The sequence below is a fragment of the Microcoleus sp. AT8-A3 genome, from assembly GCF_036705675.1.
GTDB lineage: Bacteria > Cyanobacteriota > Cyanobacteriia > Cyanobacteriales > Microcoleaceae > Microcoleus.
Window position 1 is genome coordinate 39,240 of the sequence record NZ_JAUBVD010000021.1, and the last position, 23,245, is coordinate 62,484.

The window sequence follows — 23,245 nt, forward strand, 5'->3', positions numbered from 1 at the left end:
GTAAACCAATTTCAGCTATTTAGGGATATCAAAAAGCACCTCGGTCATGTAATGTTCTGCCCAATCTTGACCGAAAGCTTTTTCGAGTACGCGGCGGGTTTTGTCGTTTTGCTGCTGCTGGGTGCAGTAGTAAATTTGAGCGTCTAGAATTTTCGATCCTTCTGCGGCAGAGACTGGTTCGCAAGCGACTGCCTGTTGGCAGTGAATTTCAACGTAGGATTGAACAATATCCAGAAACCGAGTTTCTTCTTCGAGAGACTCTGGCCGCACAAACAGACAAAATTCTGAGAAAATATCCCCCCATTCGGGAATTTGGCGGGGACAAGAAAATTGGTCTATCTGCAAACTTTCCAGTTGGGTTCGGTAGGTTTCCGACAAAGTTCGATCGGGATTGAGGGGAGAAAGGTCTGCGATCGCGGCGCTAACTTGGCCTTTGCCTGCTACTATATCCGTACCGAACATCGGCAAAGCATAATTCGGTCTGGGAAACATCACGCAGTGCAGTATGTCAAGTACCGGCCCGACTTTAGCGAGTTCGAGGTGTATTTTGCGGAACTGGGGCGTTTGATAGCAGCGGTTTTCAATGATCAGTTTTTCTCCTTCCAAGCGCCCTTCTACGTATCCCAACTCAGCGGGCAGGTGGTAGGGTTCGAGGTCGAGATAGCGGTGCCATACTGCTTCCATCCGGTCTGCTAAATCGCGGATGAGATGGTGCTGTTGTTCGCGCAGAGAAGGCTGGGATATTTCTAACATTCCTATTTATCGGGGGATAGCTTAATAAAACTTGATTCTACTCTTGCAGGATGCAGGAAAAAACGTAGATACTTTAACAATATCAGTAGATTGACTTACGATCGAGCAAGTTTTACAGGAGATGAGTGTATGTTTGGTCTGGGATTGCCCGAAATGGGCATTATTGCGGTAGTCGCTATTCTAATTTTCGGCCCCAAGAAGATTCCTGAGTTAGGAAATGCTTTGGGTAAAACGCTGCGGAGTTTTAAGGAAGGGGTTGGTCAATCTGAGGATGAAGCTGTTGAGAAGGATAAAGAGGAAGAGGGTCAGCCGAAAGTGTAAATTAGGTTTGTAGTGAGGATTTTAGTCCTGATTTTTAAGGGTTCAAGCGCTCACTACGAACCTATTCGGGAAATTTGCCTTCTCTAACTTCAAGGGAATAATCTTTCACAGCTTGGGTAATTGTTTCTCGCAAATTCGCGTAAGCTTTCGCAAAAGGCGGCTGTTTTTCAGAAAGTCCCAGCAAATCGGAAGTAACTAAAACTTGACCGTCGCAGTGCGGCCCGGCGCCGATACCAATGGTGGGAATAGTTAATTTTTGGGTAATTTGAGCGGCTAAGTCTGCGGGAATGTGTTCTAAGACGATCGCAAAGGCACCTGCTTCTTGAAGGGCGATCGACTCTGCTATGATGCGATCGGCTGCTTGGGCTGTTTTTCCTTGTTTTTTATAACCGAGTTGGTGTACCGACTGCGGAGTTAAACCGACGTGTCCCATCACCGGAATTCCGGCGGATGTTAGCTGCGAAACTGTGGCGGCCATTGCTGGATATCCACCTTCCAATTTTACAGCTTGAGCGCCGGTTTCTTTCAAAACTCTCCCCGCCGAGTGCATGGCTTGCTGGGGACTTTCTTGGTAAGTCAAAAACGGCAAATCGACCACAATTAATCCTTGTTTAACTCCACGGCGCACTGCTTTAGCGTGGTGCAGCATTTCATCGAGGGTTAGCGGTAGGGTTGTTTCGTAGCCTAAGACTGTCATGGCGAGGGAATCGCCGACTAGGATGATATCTACGCCGGCTTGATCGATGAGTTGGGCGATCGCATAATCATAAGCTGTCAGGGCAACAATTGACCGCCCTTGTTGTTTCCACTGAATTAATTGATGAGTAGTGACTGACATTTTAGTGCAAAAATATAATATTATCTGTCTTCTACAAAAACATCCTCAAAGTCTCTATAACCACTCAACACCCTTTCAATTTGGATACCATTTTTAATAACGCGGTAAAAAATTACATATTTATCTACAGGGAAACTGCGTAGAGACGGTGCTAATTCCTCACGACTGCGCCCCATTTCTGGAAAATCTGCTAATAAACGAAATTTTTCCTGAAAAACATTAAGAAAATGGTTGGCTGCATTGGCGCTAAACTGCAACAGATAGTTCGTGAGTTCCCTTAAATCTTGCTTGGCGGGGGCACTCAAAGTGTATCGACTCATTTTTCACCCTCATCGGCTTGCTGAATCTCCTCACGCAGTTCTCTTAACACTTCTTCACCATCAAAAACCTCTCCGCGATCGGAAGCTTCAATTCCAATCATTATTTCCTTGCGGAGTTCCTCTAAACGCACCAAGCGTTCCATTTCTCGTTGTTCTAGCAATCGTAACGCAGCCCATACCACTTCAGAAGCTGATGAGTATCTACCGTTGTTGACTGTTGACTGAACAAACTGCTCTAGTTCGGGAGTTAAGGATATGTTCATTACGTTGAGTCACCTATTTGAGTCAACTACTATTTCCCATAATAACAAAAAACTATCAAATTTTGCGATCGGGATTTTAAACAATGAATCAGAGACAAGTAAGCTCTCATGTAGGTATAGCCAGCATTTAACGTTAATAATTTAGATTTTACACCCGAATATAGCTTTGCATTCCCTCCGCAGGCAAAACAATCAACCGCTGATTTTTCAAGTCCGGTTCTAAACCCAAATCTTCGAGGGGAATTAAGCCGAGTAAAGGTTCTTCTCCTGCGGGAATTTCTACACAATCATACCTGCCTTCTCGTCCAGCTACGGCAAGAGTGACATCTTTGAATAGACGAAATTTTCTGGTTCCTATTGCCGTATGTCCGTCGATTTCGCCTAGCATGGGCAAACCCAACTGACTGATAATATCTGCTGGTAAGCAGAGTCGAGTTGCGCCTGTATCGACTAAGACGTTATCGATGGTGATAGAGCGTATTTGCTCTGCGGGGATGAACCCTCTTTCTCCCAGAATTTCATCGATGTGATTGGTGACGGTTATTGTTGCGGTGACTCGGCCCATTTTTTTATCCTTTTGTTTTGCTATAGAATGTTGCCGTTGCCTTTCGACTAAACGATCTACAATCGAGGTTGCCTATTTTACATTTTAACAATATTTGTAACTAAAAGCGCTGTTGTTCTTTATTCTTTAAATTGGGTTGAGAAATATGGCAACTTAATAGCAAAAATGTTCTCTAATTATTGAATTACGAAGCTTCTGCCATTCTTGTTTAGAAACATCTGCACGAGTTTTGTCACCCGATGGATCGCGGATATCCCAAATTGTATCTGCAATCCGATCTAGCGATCGCCCATGATAACGATAATCGAAGTCCCAGAAAGCATCACCGACGCAATCTCCTTGTGTAGTAATCATTTCTCGATCGACTGTATTACGAATAGCATTCCATTCGCGGATGTAGGCAGAAGAATCGTCAGAACGCAATTTGCGACCTCCTAATTGAGGATTCACTCTATAAAAAAACCAATCCGTAAACCTATCCACAGCTTGAGTGCGTGATTCATAATCGCGCGCTGTAGCAATGTCTAGATTGGAACCAGCGAGTACAAGGGCTATAGCTAACGCACACAACCCTAAAAACTTCGATTTTGACTTAAGTGAAAGTGATTTAGTTAGCACGATTAAACCCAATAAAAATTATCAATATCCCAGATATAGCTGCCAATAAATCTTTTATTTCCATCCATCTTTAGAACAAGAAATTCCTCCGGTTTTAGGTGCGAGAGTAGATAAACACCAATAACTTTTTCCATCAAACACAACGCCTTTTGTGATATATTGTAACTCAGATAGAGGTTGCCACGGTCGGTCGATATTAGACTCATCATAATATCGATATTGTTTTCCCTTTACCTCTAAACCCTGAGCCGAACCTCCCAACCAATAACGACCTTCTTGAATTATGTTTGATGACGATTTTTGTTGATTGCTATCTGTCTTTTTCTCAATCCACCAATTCCTCACAAAACGTTTTGTATTTTCAGAACCTCTTGTTGTAGCGACTATAACTAGCAGTTCTCCTTGTTGATTGATAAACTCAAAACGACAAGGCCCTTCTCCTGTACCAGAACAATCCTTAATCTCTTTATATCCTAAATCAAATAGCTCTTTAACCGAACGATCTCTGAGGTTAGGTTGACTTTGTAAGCTTGGCTGCCACCCTTGTTTAATCAGGATTTGACGCGCCTCTTTGTATGGCATACCTTGTTGAAGAGGGATTTTTTTGGGGGCATTTACAGAAGTTTCAAGGCTGACTAGAACTTTTTTATTCAAAGCCTCGATAGTTGAATTTTCTTCTGGATGATTCAGGTGATTTTTTTTAGTTGTTGTATCGATGTTTGCACTATTTAGGCTGGGAAGTTGTTGCTGTGTGGCAGCATCGGCCAAACTTGTAGATCCAATGGCGATTAGTCCCATCAAGGCTGCAATAATTCTGGTTGTAACAAGAGTGCGATCGCATATCCAATTTTTCATACTCATCGGTTTAAAACCTTTCTTTTTACAATCAATGCTGCTTGCGGCGTAAGGCGATCGAGTCTCACAATCCACAATTGGAAATATACATTTCGCGTCGAATTGCTGACCATTCACTAATGCCGATCCGATCGCTTTTGGGAATGGGCTGTCCGGTTCGTTGAGGATGGCGGCTGTAAAAAATTGTATCTGCAAGTAAATCGTAGGTTTGCTCGTAGGTTTCGCCGTTAATTGTCGTGAATTCCCATCCTGTCTCTTCTGGGGCTGGCATAAAACAGACTTCTTGTACCGACTTAACTCGCGGATCGATCGCTTCGCGCAATCTCCGCCATTGATTGCTATATTCGCGATCGCCCCCATGGAGTTTGCGATTGTTTAACTGAGGATTAACCCTGTAGAATAAGAAATCAGTCAATCGATCGACGGCTTGTTCTCGCGATTCGGCTTTGGCTAGATTGGGGCTGCTGAGGACAAGGGCGATCGCGATCGCACAAATTATTGATAATCTGGAGACGGGTTTAATTGACAGCGACTTGATTAGCATAAGAGTCTATAAACCGGGTTTTCATGAAAATACTTGGTTACCGTCCGTAGACTCCGCAAAAACCCGGTTTCTTTGGTATTTATGAACATATTACAACAATAACCTGTTGATTTCATGTAACACTTCAGCTAACGTGGGTGCGGAAGAGGCCACAATATTTTCTTCACTCTCTTCATGCTTATGGTGAGGTAAATTAGGTAAATTCAACTTAGGTTTATGGTCAGCATTATCATAACGAAAAATTAGATTTTCCGACGAATTAACATAGTGATATGAATACATATCCCGCTCAACTTCTGTAATTACATAGACAAACTCGCGCAGATGAAGTAATGAGCCATCTGGAAAGTAAACCCTCCCCCGCAAAAACCCGGTATAACTATCACGTTTGGCTTCTGTCAGTTGAAAAGACTCAACTGCTGTACAAGCAGCAATAGCCTCCCGAATTTGCTCAAAATACTCCTCAATGAACAAACTATGCCTCCCTCATTTCACTCACTAATTGAGCTGTGGCTAAATCGGCGGTGATTGTGGCTATAGTGCCATACCGCCGGGACTGCGGCGTTACAAAAAATTCAATACTGTTTAATTCCTTAGCATTATCTTGCAATCTCTTCAGCATCCTAGATTCACCAATCCACTCATCAAAGTCGGGACTATGATGTAATTCATCATTGCTAAACTTGCTTAAAAACTCTTGAGTGGAAAATTGATATTGAGTTTCAAACTCTCTCAATCTCTCCTCAGTGACTCTAATTCCATCGGCGAGTAATTGTAACTCTTTAGTAATCGCATCTGTGACGAAACGCAGGATTGAGTCTGGGCGTTCACAGATGATTTTGATTTCAGCCATTCTTGTGACTCCTTTTGAAGCTTAGATTATTATACCAAATCCGGTGGCATTGGAATTGATATTACGCAAAACAATCATAACCATTACTTCCATCCCAACCACCTGAGCACCGGCACAACTAAATAATGACTAACTCCCAAACAAAGCCCGATCGCACTTCCCAACAAACCAAAAAACACAATTGAGCCCCAAACTTGCAGCCAGCCGAAGGTAACGTTAGACAGTGACAAAATCCCAAAGAAACTCCCCGGAAAAATGTTCCACGCATTCAGAAACAGAAACATTCCCGTAGAGAAAACAGCCACTACCAAAGCGTGAACTAATTGATGGCTCCGCAAACCCATTCCCACAGTCATAGAGGCGATCGCAAAAGCTCCCAAAATAACCCCCTGCACACCACTAGAAGCTGTTGCTTCCATCCAGCACAAACCCGCCAACAAATAACCCTGAGCTCCCATCAATCCAGACAGCCAATACTGTTTTTGCTGGCGAAAACTCCCCGCATCAGTCAAACCGATCGCAGTTCCCAATCCCGCAAATCCAAACAGCAGCACTTCCGGCCCGACAGCGAAAGTCATATTAGGAATTAATTGCTGCAAACCTTCATTCAGAAAACTGGCAATTTCCGGGCCAATAGGCGAAGCATAACCCAAAACCAAACCGCCGATCGCCCCCGCACTTCCACCAACGGCACCCAGCACCATTTCCCAGCCAGTATCCAGAGAAGCTACCACGATTTGGGCGATCGCGCCGAACAGCGCAACCGTCAAACTTCCCGTTTTTTGCGCCCCCGCCACCACTATTTGCCGACAGAATTCTACAATAGCTTGACCCATGGGGGCGATGGCAATTTTGCCCTTACTCCTAGCATAAATCTCCTGCAAACGCGCCCGAACATCCCCAGCCGTCGCCGGACGTTCCCGCACGTTCGATCGCACCATATCGTCCAACAAATTCGCAAAAGGCGGACTCACAGATACAATGTGGCGCCACCGCAACTCACCCGTCATCGGATCTTCAATTTGGGCCGGATACTTCCCCGTCAGCAAATGAATGCAAGTCCGCCCCAGCGCATAAAAATCCGTCGCCGGCACCACACCGCCGCCCACAATTTGTTCCGGCGGACTGTACCCAGGCGAAATCAACCGCGTCGAACTCCGAGAATCTTTCCCCACGGATTCGACACCGCCCATCTGTTTAACTCCCCCAAAGTCGATCGTCACCAATTGCAGTCCGCCCAAACCCTTGCTTAGCAAAACTTGGGGCGATTCCGGGTCTCGCAGCATCAAATTTGAGGGTTTAATATCGCGGTGAATAATCTGACACCTGTGCAACTCCTCTAAAATTTCCACAGCTTGACTCAGCCAACTAAACACCCATTCCTGCGGACATCCTTGAGGGTGCTCGTCGAGAACTTCTTCTAAAGTTTTGCCGTGAATCTTTTCCATTACCAAACAAGGCAGCCGCTTCGCCGCAGGATTTCCCTCCCCGCCTGCAAAATTTTGTGTTTGGACGTGAAAATAACCGTCAGGATCGACTCTAGGGACGCCAGGGTGCCGCAAAAGTGCCAAAACCCAAGCTTCTTGCTCGAACAGTTTCAGGGCTTTCGGGGCCGTTTCGAGCAACACTTTCAGGACGCGCTCGGTTTCAGTTTCTGTGTCCCAAACTGTGAAAATCGCTGCAAAACCCCCGGAACCGAGGCTTTCTAGAGGCACGTAGCGATTTTTTAGTCGCAGGGGAGCTCCGCAACTATGACAAAAATTGTTGCCCCAAGTCTGAGGGTAGGGCCTTGGGCAATCTGGATTGATGCAGTGGACGGCTTTTGAAGGGGGGTGAGGCACAACCAGAGTAAAAATGGGGCTAAATATCCATAGTAGACTTACGCGCCGCTAACGCAGAAACCCGGTTTTCAGCGTGGTCAAATGGCTGTAACGACGGATTTGGTTTGAGAGCACAAGTCCTGTCCATATTATGTGCTATGCTGTCGATTTTTGAGTTGGCGGTCTCCGATTCACGGGATTTTAGATTTTCGATTTTAGATTGTGGATTTTGCCAGAGTTGGCGCGATCGCAGCAGCAACCTCAGAAACCGGGTTTCTTGGTATATTTCTCGTTTAGCACCAATTTTTCGTAGAAACCCGGTTTCTCGCCCACCCACGGGATTTTGGATTTTGGATTTTCGATTTTGGATTGTGCCAGAGTTGGCGCGATCGGGCTTTACAACCTCAGAAACCCGGTTTCTTGCTATATTTCTCGTTAATATACCCAAATTTTTCCCATCAACCCGGTTTCTTGGCCCCCCACGGGATTTTCAATTAAATAATTGCATACTCGATTGCAGTTGAGCTCGATCTCCTACCCTAAAATTAAGTATTTATAACTAACTTTTCCTCCCCCCAACCTAAAATTTACAATCTCAAATTTAATCGATCTCCACCATAAAATTAAGTATTTATGACTAATCTTTCCTGTTTCCTCAATCTAAAATCCAAAATCTAAAATCCAAAATCTCTTCGATCCCCAGCCTTTCCTCCTGCATCCTTCGTCGCTGGTATTTCATAAGATATGTTACAAATATTTGCCTAATGTAAAGCAAAATAAATAATACTTATGATGATTAAAAGAATATTAAAATTTGAGAGTGACACTTTGTTGATATATTTTTAACAGCCTGCGATCGGGCAAAAAAATTAAGCGAATACTAGGAAGCGAGATATGGCTTACGCGCAAACCCAAACTCAATCAAAGGCTGGGTATAAAGCCGGAGTTCAAGACTATAAACTAACGTATTACACGCCGGACTACACGCCGAAAGATACAGATATTTTGGCAGCCTTCCGCGTCACACCGCAGCCGGGAGTTCCCCCAGAAGAAGCAGGCGCTGCTGTGGCTGCTGAATCTTCTACAGGTACATGGACGACTGTTTGGACAGACCTCCTGACCGACCTCGACCGCTACAAAGGTCGCTGCTACGACATCGAACCAGTTCCCGGTGAAGACAACCAATATATCTGCTTCATTGCTTATCCTTTGGATTTGTTTGAAGAAGGTTCCGTCACCAACTTGCTGACCTCTTTGGTCGGTAACGTGTTCGGTTTCAAAGCTCTGCGCGCTCTGCGTTTGGAAGATTTGCGGATTCCCATCGCTTACCTGAAAACCTTCCAAGGCCCTCCTCACGGTATTACCGTTGAGCGGGACAAATTGAACAAGTACGGCCGTCCTTTGCTGGGTTGTACAATTAAGCCCAAATTGGGTCTGTCTGCTAAGAACTACGGCCGTGCCGTTTACGAAGTTCTGCGCGGCGGTTTGGACTTCACCAAAGACGACGAAAACATCAACTCGCAACCGTTCATGCGTTGGCGCGATCGTTTCTTGTTCGTTCAAGAAGCTATTGAAAAAGCCCAAGCAGAAACCGGCGAAGTCAAGGGTCACTACCTCAACGTAACTGCCCCTACCTGCGAAGAAATGATGGAGCGGGCTGAGTTCGCTAAGGAAATCAAAACCCCCATCATCATGCACGACTACCTGACCGGTGGTTTCACTGCAAACACCACCTTGGCTAAATGGTGCCGCCGCAACGGTATTTTGCTGCACATTCACCGCGCCATGCACGCAGTTATCGACCGTCAGAAAAACCACGGTATCCACTTCCGCGTGCTTGCCAAGTGCTTGCGGATGTCCGGTGGAGACCACCTGCACTCCGGTACAGTTGTGGGTAAACTCGAAGGCGAAAAAGGCATCACGATGGGCTTCGTAGACTTGATGCGCGAAGACCACATCGAAGAAGACCGCAGCCGCGGTATTTACTTCACCCAAGATTGGGCCTCCATGCCTGGTGTCATGCCAGTTGCATCCGGTGGTATCCACATCTGGCACATGCCAGCCTTGGTGGAAATCTTCGGCGACGACTCCTGCTTACAGTTCGGCGGCGGCACCTTGGGCCACCCTTGGGGTAACGCACCTGGTGCAACTGCTAACCGCGTTGCTTTGGAAGCTTGCGTCCAAGCTCGTAACGAAGGCCGCAACTTGATGCGCGAAGGCGGCGACGTAATTCGCGAAGCTTGCAAATGGTCTCCTGAACTGGCTGTTGCTTGCGAACTCTGGAAAGAAATCAAGTTTGAGTTTGAGGCAATGGATACCCTTTAAGGATTTTTGGTTTGAGATTTTAGGTTTTAGGTCGCAAACTTGCTGGGAAGTCTTTATCTTTGAAGAAGATTTACAAGTAAGTTTGCATCCAAAATCTAAAATCCAAAATCTAAAATTTGAGGGAGCTGGGGTCAAAATGGATCTCAAACAAGTTGCGAAAGACACCGCTAAGGTGCTGGCAAGTTACCTAACCTATCAATCCGTGCGGATGGTGGTCGCTCAGTTGAGCGAAACCAATCCTCCTCTGGCAATCTGGTTGAATGACTTTTCCACTAAGGGCAAAATCCAAGATGGAGAAGCTTATATTCAAGAGTTGCTTTTGGAAAATCAAGATTTAGGCTTTCGGATCATGACTGTGCGAGAGTATCTGGCTCACGATGTGACGGAATTTTTGCCAGAAATGGTTTGTACTGGCATTCAACAGGCGAATATGGAACACAGACGCCAGCATTTAGAGCGAACTACGCAACTTAATTGGTCTGTTTCTAGCAGTAATCCTGAAACATCAATAGATTCTGAACCGAATCTGGATAATTTGTCGAGTTAATCGATCGACAAGTGCGATCGAACACACACCTTAGAGATACAAAAATGAAGACTTTACCTAAAGAGCGTCGTTACGAAACTCTGTCCTATTTGCCCCCGCTGACAGACGCGCAAATTGCCAAGCAACTCCAGTACATCCTGGATCAAGGCTACATTCCCGGCGTAGAATTCAACGAAACCTCTGCCGCTGAAATGCGCTACTGGACTATGTGGAAGTTGCCTTTGTTTGGTGCTCGCAGCGTCCAAGAAATCATGACAGAAGTTCAAGCTTGCCGTCAAGAAAATCCTAGCTGCTACATCCGCGTCATGGGTTTTGACAACGTGAAGCAATGCCAAGTGCTCAGCTTCATCGTCCACAAGCCTAACACCAGAGGCTACTAAAAAGTATTGGCTGGCTAATCTAACTTTTAGGTTAACAGTCATTGCAGATTGGAGGCGGGGAATTTTCTCTGCCTCTTTTTTTATAGCTTACAAATAGCTTTTAAAACTTGCAGCAACAAAATTGAAGAGTCGGACTCCATCAGGTTTAGCAAAGGCATTAGCTGATAGGTTGGGTTGTGGCCCCCCTGAATATGGACGAACTGATAGTGCATTCCGTTTGTTGTCAAGCCCCAGATTGTGTCTTGATATTTTAAATTTTGATAAGCATAGGTTAGCAATTGGGATAAACCCATCAATGCGTTGATTCCAGAATTTTTACTTTCAATCACCAAAACCCAAAAATATGTATCGCTTCTGATAGGTTTTATCCTGTTGACAGCCAAGATATCAAACCGTCCTTTAATGATAGTATCTTCATCTTCAATGCTAATTTCAGCGATGTCTTGTTCTAAACTAATTTTAATCGGGCGGCGGTAGAAGCCAGCTAATCGCATTAGGGGAAAGGTAGTCAGAGCTTTTACCAGTCCTTCAGAAACTCTATCAGTTGAAATGTAGTCATCGAAATCATCCCTAATTTGTATAAGTTCCTCCTTTTCGTGTTCTGTGATATCTTCAAAGGATAACAGAGAGGTAAATGAGTTCGTGTACTGCTTTTGAAAGCCGAACAGACGGTGTACTTCTGCTAATGTTAGGTTTTTGGCATTAATAGTTGTCATTGTATAATAGTTATTTAAGTTTTAGTGATAATTATAACATAGACATTGCGGTAGTCAATTTGCACCATTCTTAGGAACAGGCAAGATGCCTGTTCCACAACATATCAAGTTTCTTGTGGGGTATGCCGGAGAGCCGGCTCATATTCTTAGGAACAGGCAAGATGCCTGTTCCACGACATATTAATTTTTTTGTGGGGCGGGCATCTTGCCCGCCCAAGAAAGTGACAAATGGGATAACTGCGAACCTAATCTATCCTTTCCATCACAATTCCATCAACTATTTCATAACCCCAATTAGAGTTGCGGTTGGCAAGCTGTTTTGCCATATCATATTCGCCTAAATTGCAGAGTTCAACTAACTTTTGATATCCTTCATCTATTTCTCGCTGCAACCTCTCCCCCCGCAGTTTTTCTCTCTCTTCCTCAGAAGGATTTGGTCGCTCTTCTCCCAGTGGATTGATATCGCTAATTCGTTTCATATCCGTCTCATTAAAAAGGAATTGATTCGACTATTTCACCGTCAACTATTTCGTAGCCCCATTCTGGGTTGGCAGCGATTTGTTTTTCTACTAGACTTCGACCTAGAGGAGTTTTGTAAGCTTTTTGCAAAGAGGAAATACTGGGGATTTCGGTGGCGGTTGATGGCTCTTTTTGTTCGAGTTTTGGTGGTTCAGCAATTGTTTCAGATGTGGATTGATTGAGGGCAAATTGCGGGGCGATCGCCCCTAACTTCCGCATAACGCTATCCTTGGTGATTTGCGGTTTTTCGTTGAAGGAAGACGGCAGATATGGTGTGTCAACGCCCTGCTGTTTTGCTTTGAGTGCATCATCAGCAATACGATCGCACTTTCGCAAAAAACCCTCCCACAAATCTTTGCCCAAAACCGGGTTTCTCAAATCAGCACGGGCTTTAGAGACTGCTGCTTCCAGCGGTTCGCCTTTGTGCACGTAATACTGAATTCGCTCCTCTTCAAAGGCGGGATAAGGCACTTCCGGCTCGATTTCCCAATCCCGCTTGACTTTCTGACTTTCTCCTAAAGGGATTCCGGCGATAAATTCATCCCAAAAAGTCGAGGTTAAGCCTTTTGTCATGCTGTCAATAATTTTAAATGCCCATCCAGAAGGATTGCCAAATCCTAAATTATGCTCTTGAGCATATGCTTCTAAAGCTCGCTGAAAGTTGTGGAGTTCTTCTTGGGAATTCCAAGGGCCGCTAAATCGGTAATTCGGGGTGACAGCAACGGCTATTTGCTGGCGGGGTTGCCCGAAATATTTGTCGGTTTTAACTACATGATTTGGGGGTGATGTTTCGGGGATTATTTCTACAGGGTGATTGTTGTTTTCCCGGGTTGTCTGTGGTATAATTCCGGCAGGATTGGATGTCCAAAAGTGATTGAGTTTTTCCTCCAAAGCGTCAATGTCCGCCCAGAGTTCTAGGGTGTCGGTGTTGGGATTTGGTAGTTTTTCTTTCAGGAGCGATCGCACTTTGAGCTGCTTTCTCGCTAATTCCTGTTCTTCCTGATTTAAACCCGTTGCTTTTTCTATTTCTGTGCTCTTAGTTTTCACCCATTCGCCGGAGTTGGACTTTTGTGATTGCCATTGCAATAATTGGCAAAGAAAAATACTCGCCGCGACTCCGCCAGTAATTGTGGCGAGTTTGGGATAGTAGATGGCGGGGTTTCCGAGATTTCCTAAAAATATTCCTATTTTCATTTTTTATATTCCTAATTCCCTTGAATAGTAGGGTGATTTTCGGCGCACCATACCTCGACTAAACTAGCATTGAAAAACTTAAGATTTTCTTTAAACTCCTGTCTATTCCTGACTGAATGGAGTTCCTAGAGTAAAAACGGGGATCGCTTATTCGATCGCCTGATTGACAGGACTGAGTTAAACGTAATAATAAATTATTTACTGTAAAGCTCCTGCCAAAATGAATCCAGAACGTCAAGAGGCTTATTTGAACTTAATCGAGCGAGTGCTTACCTGTCCCAACGGCCAAGAACCAGAAGTTTTGAGTTCCCGTTCGGATTTAATTGATGCGGGATTTGTGCAAATGCTAATCCAGATATCGGCTTCAATGGCCCGCGAAGGTGACGAAGATACTGCTAATTTTTTAGTGCAACTTGCTCGTTTGCTGGGGAAATCTTTGGGTTTGTCGCCGGATTTGATGCTGGCTGGGTACAGTAGTGGACAGGGGTAGAGAAAAAGTGCGTTAGCGAAGCCCTCGAAGAGGATCGTCTCGTTGTATCATGTTTTGAGAAATGAGGGCGATTCCCTACCCTTTGGGATAGCTTTGTGTCACCTAATTTTTAAATGCAGCTATGGCTTTAGAGTTTATATTCGAGAGGTTCACAAAAATCATTTACCCCAGTTTTAAATACATAAATAATCACCGAAGTCACCAAAATATCAGGGCAAATTTTTGCGGCAACTAAATCTCTAAATGCTGCATTCAATTGTCCGTTTGTTAACTCTTCTTTAACCTCTGATTTGCAGATAGCAACGCGGCATCTTTTAGCCAATCCGTCTAACCAATTTTCCGAGATATTCGGTTCTTGTCCGGCTTGAATTGCTAGAGATATCGCTGCATCTTCGATGTTACCTTCGCAATCTTCGATGGCGTCTAGGGCTTTTAGGGCTTCGGGATATTCTGCTAATTGCGATCGAAATTGGGCAATTTGTTGTGAGGTAATAATCACCATATTATTTTCCTGTGTTTTTTGCTGGTGGGATAAGTTTAGCAATTAAAGTGGCTATTATAGCATTTTTTGATTGAGATGGGAATTGGGCGATCGAACTTAATTACATTTTCAACTAATATTTTGCACTTCGCAATGGTCGGGCTGGGGCTTAAGCCCTGGTATTAAAGCTTAAGTCCAGGCTATGAGGAGTGATGTTGAAATTGACAAAATGTGGGGCTAAAATAGGTTTGCAGGACTCATATTTCTAGGGAGTTAGGAAAAATGACAACCATTATTTTAAACTTAGATACTGTCGAACTAACAGATGAACAGTTTTACCGTTTATGCCAGATGAATCGAGATTGGCAATTTGAACGGACACCTAAAGGAGAAATCATTATTATGTCACCCGTAGGCGGAGTCAGTGGCAATCGAAAAGCCTATTTAATTACAGATTTGGGCTTGTGGAACCGTAAAACGCAGCTAGGGAGAGTGTTTAGTTCTTCTACAATTTTTCGCTTGCCTAATAATGGCTATCGAGCTCCAGACGTGGCTTGGGTTAGCCTAGAAAGATGGTCTGCTTTAACAGCAGAAGAACAAGAGAAATTTCCGCCAATTTGTCCTGATTTTGCCATTGAATTGCGATCGCGCCCAGACCCGCTGCGGCCGCTGCAGGAGAAAATGCAGGAGTATCTAAACAGCGGTTTACGCTTGGGTTGGTTAATTAATCCTCTAGACGAACAAGTTGAGATTTATCGCCCTTCTCGCCAAGTAGAGATTGTACAATTTCCTGTAAATTTATCGGGAGAAGATGTCTTGCCCGGATTTGTGCTTAATTTGCCGATGATTTGATATTGCATCAAATTTTTCCTGTTTCCAACTGTATTTTCTTCGGACAAATATCATCATCGTACCAACCAGTCAAAGCCACCGCCAAAGCATCTGCCGCATCGTCGGGTTTCGGAATATAACCCAACTCCAACTCCCGCGCCACGGCATCTTGCACTTCAGATTTATCCGCATTACCGCGGCCCGTCAAAGCTTGCTTAATTTGAGCCGGCGTAAACTCGAACAGCGGCACTCCACACTGCGCCAATACTAGGGTCAAAACGCCCCGCGCTTGCGCTACCAGTATGGTATTTCCCATCTTGTAAAAAAACAGTTTTTCGGCAATTGCTATATCAGGTTTAATCTGTTCAATTACCTCGTGCAAATCGTCGTAAATTGTTTTCAAGCGCTGTCCCATTTCCTGTTTTGGCGTTGTTTGTATGACGCCGCAATCAATCATGGAAACGCTGTTTTTATCTTGTTTTCCGGGGACAATTTGACAACTAATTGCCCCGTAGCCAAGATTTGCTAAGCCCGGATCTAATCCTAAAATTCGTTTTTCCATTGCCAGAATTAGTAATTGGAAATGGGGAATTAGGTATGAAAATTTGGGGAAGGTTTCATCACCACCAATTACCCATTTCCAATTACCAATTACCAATTACCCCTCAGTTGTTTCTAGGCCGAATACCCGATCGAACACTTTAGTCACTTTATACCCCGAATCTATTGATTCTAGCGGGTCTTTCCGCAACCGGTGCCGCAAACACAGAGTCATCACCCGGCGAATATCGTCCACAGTCACCTCCGTGCGGCATTCCAAAGCCGTGAAAGCTTTCGCAGCCCGATTCGTCACCAAATCGCCCCGCAGCCCGTCTACGTCCAATTCCGCGCAAACTTGGGAGATTTTTACCCGCAACTCTCGATCAATAGTTACCGATTTCAACCTTTCCTGAGCTTCCACCAACTTCTGCTGCATATCATCTTGTTCGTGCTGATATTTCGCGAGAAACTCCGGCGGATTTTGGTCAAAACTCGATCGCTGTTCGACAATTTCCACTCTTAAATTCGGGTCTTTTACAGTCCGAATTTCTGCGTGCATCCCGAATCTGTCGAGCAACTGCGGCCGCAATTCTCCTTCTTCTGGATTCCCGGAACCGATGAGAATAAACTTAGCCGGGTGGCGGATCGAAATGCCTTCTCTTTCCACAGTATTCCAACCGCTGGCGGCGGAGTCGAGCAAAACATCGACTAAATGATCGTCGAGCAAATTGACTTCATCAACGTACAGAATGCCACGGTTAGCTTTAGCTAAAAGCCCCGGTTCAAAAGCTTTAACACCTTCTGACAAAGCTTTCTCGATGTCGATCGTACCGCAAACTCGGTCTTCGGTCGCGCCCAAAGGTAAATCTACCATTTGGACTTTTTTGCGGGCGATTTTAATGTCAGTTTGAGATAAAGTGCGATCGCGCACCTCATCACTCATCAAATCTGGATCGCTGGGATGACTGTTAAAAGGATCGTCAGCCACCACCTCAATTTCCGGCAGCAAATCAGTGAGGGCGCGGATTGTGGTAGATTTACCAGTACCTCGATCGCCCATAATCATCACTCCGCCAATTTTGGGATCGATGACATTCAACAGCAGCGCCAGTTTCATCTCCTCCTGGCCAACAATTGCAGTGAAGGGAAAAACAGCGCGGCGGGCTGCGGTAGCGGTAACGGTTGGTAGGGCGCCCGCATTTAGGGTATTGCTGACTTCGGCAGTAGGACTCACAGGATAACTCAAAATATAATAATTGCTTGTTTATTGTAGGGGATAAGGGATTGTCTGGGGCGATCGCACTTGTAGGGTGCACGCGAAGCACAAAGCCACTTCAACACCTAAGCGCAACTAAGCTTTTCTGTATTTGCATAGCATCTTTGGGCGGGCAGGATGCCCAACCCCTACTCCCCACAGGAGTTTTAAGCAAAATCACCAGTAAATTAAATGCGGGTAGATTGCAAATTTTGGGCGATCGGCAACCCTAATGTAAACTTATGTAACGATTCACCGCGCTTCGCATAAAAACCTCAACTTCCCCCAGATAGATAATTAAGAGCATTTTCAACCAACTATTTTTCAGGGGTAGTATGACTGAACTTAACATCGGGGCATTGACTGACAGCACAAGCTACACAGGTAGTGTTGACACTACAAATATTTTTGACCTTTACAAATTTAACATCAACAGTCCGGGAAGTTTCAAATTCACGATCGACGGTTTGAGCGGGAATGCCGACGTATTTTTGTTAAACTCTAGTGGCGCACCACTTTACAGTTCCACAAACGCGGGAACCAGTGCAGAAACAATTAGTGTTGACAGCTTACTAGCCGGAGACTATTCAGTCAAAGTTTTGCAAATCAGTGGCGACATCAAATACACGCTGAATTTAGCACCAACTAGCACTCAAAAATCATCCGACGCAGACACCCTCACCGGTGCACAATCAGATTCTCTACTTCCCTCAAACAGCGCCGAAACTTCGGAAAAACCCACTGCAAACATAGATGTAATTACAGGAACTCCTGTTGAAGACAAGACTGTCACCGCAGAAACAACATCAACAACTACCGACAAACCAGTCACTACCGACTCCGAAACAACTCTCACATCTGAACCAGAAAAACCTGTAGCAACGACTGAATCTGCCACAGAAACATCAACAACTACCGACAAACCAGCTACTACAGATTCCGAAGCAACTCTCACGTCTGAACCAGAAGAACCTATTTCCACGACTGACTCGGCAATTGAAACAACATCAACAATTACCGAAAAATCAGTCCCAGACACCTCCGAAACAACTCTCACATCTGAACCGGAAAAACCTGTAGCCACGACTGAATTTGCTAGCGAAGAACTGCCAACAAGTGAAGAGACTACATCAGCGGGGGAAATCGCACAAGACAAGCCAACCGATTCGGCAATTTCAACACCCGAAGAACCCAGCGAAACTGTTGCCACAAACAATCTAAATAGCACAGCCGCCGCCAAAACAGATGCAGTTGCAGGCGAAACAGTTGCCACTCAAGAACCAAAAACAGGCGAGACTGTAGTTACTATTTCCCCAGATGCCAGCAAGCCCGAAGACGACACAAATACTGACACTAGCAACGGGGAAGAAACAGAGAAAGAGAATTCAACTACTACCATAGCAACAACTGAAACCCAAAAAGAACCCGAACCGACTACGGATAAAAAGTTAATTTCTCCCTTTACATCGGGGGTATTTACTACCGATGAAACTGGTCGCATCAGTATAGACTACACATTTGATGGTGGGAGGTTCCAAGGTGAGTTAGCTATTTTCAGCTTAGACGATTTAGACAAATTTGAACCTGGTTCGGAAGCATTCATTAAAGAAGTAGCTGCGCGTTCTTTAAGTAACTCGGTGAAAGGTCATGTAGTGATTAATGATGCTACAGAAGGTGCACGGTTTTCCGGTTTCTTAGGAGAGAATAATGCCAACGAAGGAGTCTACCTAGGAGTCAAAAGTTTTGCCGTAACTGCTGGGGGTAAATATGGGGTGATGTTGGTACCCAACGGTAGTGTCAAGTCTGTGTTTGATAATCCGACTGCTGGCGGCGCTCAACGTCCTTTATTTTCAATGGCAATGGCGAATCCTGTGGAGGGATTTCACTTTGGTCAAATTGCCGATGTCACGGGGGAAGGCAATACCTTTGTCATGGAGGATATGCGGTTAGATTCGGGGACTGACAGGGATTACAACGATATCATTTTCCAAGTGCGGGGTGCGACGGCAACAACTGCTTTGGTGGATAGTGTGATTAACCCCGATAAAGAGTGGCGGAAAACTGATTTGGGCAAGGCACTTATTGCTTATGCGAAACCTTACATTACCCCGGAAACAAAACCAAATGTAGATGCTGAACTATCCGATTTACTTGATGATTTAGAAACGGAAATTCTGAATCCATCAACTTCAGATATAGAGACTCCACAAACTCCAGCGCCTGCCACTACTACCGACGAAGATACTACTGATGCAGCCCAAGTTGAAACAACGGATCAGGTAGATACAAAGCCTACTACTCCATCGGTGACGACTGAGGAAGAAGTCAAAGATACTGCGAATAATTCTGGTGATTCGACTCAGGTTGAAACAACGGATCAGGTAGATACAAAGCCTACTACTCCAGCGGTGACGACTGAGGAAGAAGTCAAAGATATTGCGAATAATTCGGGTGATTCGACTCAAGTTGAAACTACCGAAAAGGTAGATGGAAAGCCTACTACTCCAGCGGTGACGACTGAGGAAGAAGTCAAAGATATTGCGAATAATTCGGGTGATTCGACTCAGGTTGAAACTACCGAAAAGGTAGATACAAAGCCGACAACAGGTGCGACAACTACACCAACTGCTGGCAAAGATACTGTGGCGGATTCGACTGAAAATTTACCAGTTGAAAAAACGCCTATTCCCGCAGCGACAACTGAGGTAAAAGACCAAGTTACCGAAGCACCAGCGATGCCAACTTTGCCAGCTAAATCTACTACTGAGACGGAAGTTGCTGCAACGATACCAACTGAGAAAGTAGAAACAAAGCCGTCAGTTTTGCCAGCGGAAACTCTGACAAAGGTAGAGACAAAGCCGTCAGTTTTGCCAGCGGAAACTCTGACAAAGGTAGAAACAAAACCCGAAGTCTTGCCAGCGGAAACTCTGACAAAAGTAGAAACAAAATCCGAAGTTTTGCCAGCGGAAACTCTGACAAAGGTAGAGACAAAACCCGAAGTTTTGCCAGCGAAAACTCTGACACAAGTAGAAACTCAGCCGTCAGTTTTGCCAGCGGAAACTCTGACAAAGGTAGAAACAAAACCCGAAGTTTTGCCAGCGGAAACTCAGGCGAAAGTAGAAACAAAGCCGGCTTTAGTAACTGAGGTAGAGAAAACTGAAACTCCTCAAGTTGTTGTAGCCGCAAATCCTGTAGAGTCGGTGAAGGAAAGTCAGCCAACAGTGGCTATTGAGCCGAAAGAAACTCCAGCGATTGTGCCGCCGACAGCAGCGAAAACTATGCCAGTTGTAGGTACGAATACTGCTGTAGACTTGCGGAACAAGGAGATAGTTACTCAGACTGAGACTGCTGGTGTTAATGATGCTGCACCAAAAGAGTTATTGCCAATTTCTCCAACTGTTGCAAAACCAATTGAGAATAATTCGACTGCGGCGGTGACTGAACCGGTTAAGCAGGAAGTAGCACAAAACAATAATAATGTCAATGCTGATTGGATTGCGCGGTTGGATAGCATTAAACAGCGTTTGAGTAATTTGGGTAGTGCGGATATTGTTGAGGAGAGTATTATAGATCGCACTTCGATCGCTCGTTTAGAAGCCATGACTGAGAAGTTGAGGGAGCAAACTGAATCGACTCCTATTTCTGACAATACAGCGGCGTTGATTTCGCGGCTGGAAGATATGGTTGTGAAAGTCGCACCTAAACCAGTTGAAACTGTTCAACCAGTACAATTGGAGTTTCCTGTAGCAAATCAGCCGTTAGTTGGTGTAATTGATACGGGTTTCAGCGGCAATAATCCTGATATTGACTATTCACGGATTATTTTAGGGCGCGATCGCGTTTCTAATGATGCTAACCCTTTACTGGCGACAGGTGAAGGCAACGAACACGGTACGCACATTTTAGGGATTATTGGCGCAACTCAAAACAATGGTGTGGGCATTGATGGGGTGAACGATCAAGCGCCTTTGTGGGTGGGGCGTGCGATCGGTTCTGGACAGTGGGCGGAATCTTTGGTTGAATTTGTCAATGCTGCGATCGAGTCGAATCAACCGAATGCTGTTGTCAACCTGAGTTTAGATTTAACTCAAATCAATCCTGACGGTAGCGTTACTACTCGCTATGAATTTACGCCGGAGGAAAGGGCTGCGATCGAATATGCGCGTCAGCATAATGTATTGCTGGTAGTTGCGGCTGGTAACGATGGCGGTGTGATGTCAGTTTTGGGTCAAGCTTCCCAGGAATTTGACAACATTATTACTGTCGGTGCGGCGGAACGAGTTAATGATGAAATTGCACTTTCTAAAGCTTACGATCGCGCCGACTATTCCAGCTACGGTGCCGGTTTGGATATCATGGCCGATGGGGGGACAGTGGAAAATCCAGTGTTGTCCACTACTGGCGATGGAGTTGGTACGATGGCGGGGACTTCGGTGGCGACTGCGAAGGTAACGGGTGCTGTTTCGCAAGTTTGGGCGGCGAATCCGCAGTTGAGCTATCGCCAAGTGATTGATATTCTCAAGTCTACGGCCACTGATTTGAAGGAACCCAATTGGGATGGAGAGACGGGCGCGGGGTTGTTGAATATGGCGGCGGCTTTGGCTTTGGCTGGTGTGACGACAGGGGAAGTTTATAACCCGACTCCGTGGGTTACGCCTGATACTTGGAGTGGTGAAGGATTGGTGATAGCTGCTGAACGCGCTACTGCTACTGAATTCATGGGCAAATACTACGAGTGGGATTCATACACTATTAAACCAGGAGATACGCTAAGTGCGATCGCCCTCAACACAATGGGTAATGGTTCTGCGCCTTACTACAACTTTATCGCCGAGAAAAATGGCATTGCTAATCCTAACCTGATTTATCCAGGTCAAAATATTCTGATTCCACGACAAGTATCGGTTCCTACACCACAACCGCAGCCGCAACCACAGCCGCAACCACAACCTATCGCACCATTACCAGGGCAAGGAAAAGTACCTGTAAATGCAGGTCAGTTTATAAATACGATCCTGAGTAATAGTGTAAACATTCACTATTACACCAATGGGCATTTAATGGTTCAGCCCAATGGTGTCGAGAGTTGGTATAGCAACGGTACAGGTTTACCTGTTCCCAATGTCAAAGTTACAACAACACCAATTTCTTCTTCACTGTTTGGCGAGTCTGATGGAAACGAATCAATGTCCACAGCCTGGAAACTTCCAGTAGAGTCGGGAATCACGACTTTCAATCCACTAAATATCAACCTTTCAGGACTCTCAATTGGTGGCGCTGATCTAAATGACTACTACAATTTCAATTTGGATAAACCCCAATACATCAACATCAAGCTAGATGGTTTGAGTGCTAATGCAAACATCCAATTGATTCAAGACCTCAATAACAACGGTAAAATTGATGTGGGAGAAGTGCTGGCAAGTTCAAAGAATATTGGCTCTGTTGGAGAATCTATCAGCACTCGGTTAGAAGCTGGTAATTACTTTGTCCAGGTTAATTCACCTCCTCCCAATGCTAAGACCAACTATAACCTTAATATCGTATCTCGGTTATGGAGTGTACAACCAGACAACGGCCCCCAACCAATTAACGGTTCACAGCCAGTTACTCCTAAACCCGATTCGGTTTACTTTACCGATACAACTGGAGATGCTAAGAGTGATGCCGTGATTATTGATAATTGGGGGACTACAAATCGACCTTCAAACGGTTCTGTATTTCTTCCCAATCAAACTTGGACAACAAATCCTTTCTTTGGAAGCAAGAGAACATATTTCGCTGACGTAGATGGGAATGGTCAAGCTGATGCTATTGTTGTCAATGATGGGGGAGTGACTGTCAGGCGTTCAGATGGCAAGCAATTTTTACCCAATGAATCTTGGACAAATATCGGCTACTTTGGGGAAAAGGGAACTTTCTTTGCCGACGTAACAGGCGATGGTAAAGCTGATGCTATTGTTGTCAATAATGGGGGAGTAACTGTCAGGCGTTCCGATGGCAAGCAATTTTTACCCAATGAATCTTGGACAAATATCGGCTACTTTGGGGAAAAAGGAACTTTCTTTGCTGATGTGACAGGCGATGGTAAAGCTGATGCTATTGTTGTCAATAATGGAGGCGTAACTGTCAGGCGTTCAGATGGCAAGCAATTTTTACCCAATGAATCTTGGACAAATATCGGCTACTTTGGGGAAAAAGGAACTTTCTTTGCTGA

The 23,245-nt window shown here is 45.0% G+C and carries 24 protein-coding genes; 7 read left to right on the plus strand and 17 right to left on the minus strand.

The window, feature by feature from the left end:
• Positions 1-15: 15 nt before the first annotated feature.
• Entirely contained in the window at positions 16-753 is a 738-nt protein-coding gene (locus tag QUB51_RS14530; protein ID WP_333208240.1) for a phycocyanobilin:ferredoxin oxidoreductase, read from the minus strand.
• Positions 754-843: 90 nt separating this feature from the next.
• Here QUB51_RS14530 and tatA point away from each other — a divergent pair, with 90 nt between their 5' ends.
• Entirely contained in the window at positions 844-1,074 is a 231-nt protein-coding gene (gene tatA / locus QUB51_RS14535; RefSeq protein ID WP_333271011.1) for a twin-arginine translocase TatA/TatE family subunit, read from the plus strand.
• 61 nt (positions 1,075-1,135) lie between these two features.
• On the opposite strand, the gene panB is transcribed toward tatA, so the two are convergent.
• From panB to QUB51_RS14585, 10 genes are all read right to left on the minus strand, one after another.
• Positions 1,136-1,912, minus strand: coding sequence for a 3-methyl-2-oxobutanoate hydroxymethyltransferase (gene panB, locus QUB51_RS14540; protein WP_333054750.1), 777 nt, complete (start codon positions 1,910-1,912; stop codon positions 1,136-1,138).
• Positions 1,913-1,932: 20 nt separating this feature from the next.
• Entirely contained in the window at positions 1,933-2,232 is a 300-nt protein-coding gene (locus QUB51_RS14545) for a type II toxin-antitoxin system RelE/ParE family toxin (RefSeq protein ID WP_333054748.1), read from the minus strand.
• Positions 2,229-2,495, minus strand: a complete 267-nt coding sequence (locus QUB51_RS14550) for a type II toxin-antitoxin system ParD family antitoxin (RefSeq protein ID WP_333054747.1) — start codon at positions 2,493-2,495, stop codon at positions 2,229-2,231. Before QUB51_RS14550 ends, QUB51_RS14545 begins: the two co-directional genes overlap by 4 nt.
• A 148-nt stretch (positions 2,496-2,643) precedes the next feature.
• Positions 2,644-3,060 (minus strand): aspartyl protease family protein, encoded by a 417-nt coding sequence (locus QUB51_RS14555; RefSeq protein WP_333103388.1) that lies wholly within the window; start codon positions 3,058-3,060, stop codon positions 2,644-2,646.
• 153 nt (positions 3,061-3,213) lie between these two features.
• Complete coding sequence (locus tag QUB51_RS14560; RefSeq protein WP_333233486.1) at positions 3,214-3,678, minus strand: hypothetical protein; 465 nt, start codon at positions 3,676-3,678, stop codon at positions 3,214-3,216.
• Positions 3,679-3,732: 54 nt separating this feature from the next.
• Positions 3,733-4,533, minus strand: coding sequence for a hypothetical protein (locus tag QUB51_RS14565; RefSeq protein WP_333233484.1), 801 nt, complete (start codon positions 4,531-4,533; stop codon positions 3,733-3,735).
• Between the two features lie 64 nt (positions 4,534-4,597).
• Positions 4,598-5,077 (minus strand): hypothetical protein, encoded by a 480-nt coding sequence (locus QUB51_RS14570; protein ID WP_333054743.1) that lies wholly within the window; start codon positions 5,075-5,077, stop codon positions 4,598-4,600.
• A gap of 90 nt (positions 5,078-5,167) precedes the next feature.
• Positions 5,168-5,551, minus strand: a complete 384-nt coding sequence (locus tag QUB51_RS14575) for a toxin-antitoxin system TumE family protein (protein WP_333054741.1) — start codon at positions 5,549-5,551, stop codon at positions 5,168-5,170.
• 1 nt (position 5,552) lies between these two features.
• Positions 5,553-5,930 (minus strand): hypothetical protein, encoded by a 378-nt coding sequence (locus QUB51_RS14580; protein WP_333054740.1) that lies wholly within the window; start codon positions 5,928-5,930, stop codon positions 5,553-5,555.
• 83 nt (positions 5,931-6,013) lie between these two features.
• Positions 6,014-7,771, minus strand: a complete 1,758-nt coding sequence (locus QUB51_RS14585; protein ID WP_333208237.1) for a serine/threonine-protein kinase — start codon at positions 7,769-7,771, stop codon at positions 6,014-6,016.
• 873 nt (positions 7,772-8,644) lie between these two features.
• On the opposite strand from QUB51_RS14585, the gene QUB51_RS14590 reads away from it, so the two are divergent.
• The 3 genes from QUB51_RS14590 to QUB51_RS14600 all read left to right on the plus strand — a co-directional run bounded on the left by QUB51_RS14590 (position 8,645) and on the right by QUB51_RS14600 (position 11,002).
• Positions 8,645-10,075, plus strand: a complete 1,431-nt coding sequence (locus QUB51_RS14590; protein WP_333045238.1) for a form I ribulose bisphosphate carboxylase large subunit — start codon at positions 8,645-8,647, stop codon at positions 10,073-10,075.
• A gap of 136 nt (positions 10,076-10,211) precedes the next feature.
• Entirely contained in the window at positions 10,212-10,622 is a 411-nt protein-coding gene (gene rcbX, locus QUB51_RS14595; protein WP_333054738.1) for a RuBisCO chaperone RbcX, read from the plus strand.
• A gap of 44 nt (positions 10,623-10,666) precedes the next feature.
• On the plus strand, positions 10,667-11,002 hold the full coding sequence (locus tag QUB51_RS14600) for a ribulose bisphosphate carboxylase small subunit (protein WP_333054737.1): 336 nt from the start codon (positions 10,667-10,669) through the stop codon (positions 11,000-11,002).
• An 80-nt stretch (positions 11,003-11,082) separates the two neighbouring features.
• On the opposite strand, the gene QUB51_RS14605 is transcribed toward QUB51_RS14600, so the two are convergent.
• From QUB51_RS14605 to QUB51_RS14615, 3 genes are all read right to left on the minus strand, one after another.
• Entirely contained in the window at positions 11,083-11,718 is a 636-nt protein-coding gene (locus QUB51_RS14605; protein WP_333208235.1) for a restriction endonuclease subunit R, read from the minus strand.
• Between the two features lie 245 nt (positions 11,719-11,963).
• Complete coding sequence (locus tag QUB51_RS14610; protein WP_333208234.1) at positions 11,964-12,197, minus strand: hypothetical protein; 234 nt, start codon at positions 12,195-12,197, stop codon at positions 11,964-11,966.
• A 10-nt stretch (positions 12,198-12,207) separates the two neighbouring features.
• On the minus strand, positions 12,208-13,431 hold the full coding sequence (locus QUB51_RS14615; RefSeq protein ID WP_333208233.1) for a hypothetical protein: 1,224 nt from the start codon (positions 13,429-13,431) through the stop codon (positions 12,208-12,210).
• Between the two features lie 220 nt (positions 13,432-13,651).
• Between QUB51_RS14615 and QUB51_RS14620 the strand changes: the two genes are divergently transcribed.
• Entirely contained in the window at positions 13,652-13,921 is a 270-nt protein-coding gene (locus QUB51_RS14620; protein WP_333054733.1) for a hypothetical protein, read from the plus strand.
• Between the two features lie 127 nt (positions 13,922-14,048).
• Here QUB51_RS14620 and QUB51_RS14625 read toward each other — a convergent pair whose 3' ends face one another.
• On the minus strand, positions 14,049-14,423 hold the full coding sequence (locus QUB51_RS14625; protein WP_015179219.1) for a hypothetical protein: 375 nt from the start codon (positions 14,421-14,423) through the stop codon (positions 14,049-14,051).
• Positions 14,424-14,684: 261 nt separating this feature from the next.
• Here QUB51_RS14625 and QUB51_RS14630 point away from each other — a divergent pair, with 261 nt between their 5' ends.
• On the plus strand, positions 14,685-15,254 hold the full coding sequence (locus tag QUB51_RS14630) for a Uma2 family endonuclease (RefSeq protein ID WP_333054732.1): 570 nt from the start codon (positions 14,685-14,687) through the stop codon (positions 15,252-15,254).
• 7 nt (positions 15,255-15,261) lie between these two features.
• On the opposite strand, the gene ruvC is transcribed toward QUB51_RS14630, so the two are convergent.
• Both ruvC and bchI read right to left on the minus strand, forming a co-directional pair.
• A complete protein-coding gene (gene ruvC, locus QUB51_RS14635; RefSeq protein WP_333054731.1) occupies positions 15,262-15,795 on the minus strand; it encodes a crossover junction endodeoxyribonuclease RuvC in 534 nt (177 codons plus the stop codon).
• A gap of 96 nt (positions 15,796-15,891) precedes the next feature.
• Positions 15,892-17,007: a magnesium chelatase ATPase subunit I gene (gene bchI / locus QUB51_RS14640; protein WP_333237961.1), complete on the minus strand. Its 1,116-nt coding sequence runs from the start codon at positions 17,005-17,007 to the stop codon at positions 15,892-15,894.
• Positions 17,008-17,363: 356 nt separating this feature from the next.
• Between bchI and QUB51_RS14645 the strand changes: the two genes are divergently transcribed.
• Positions 17,364-23,245: S8 family serine peptidase (locus tag QUB51_RS14645; protein ID WP_333260407.1), on the plus strand; the 5,882-nt coding region annotated here is incomplete at its 3' end.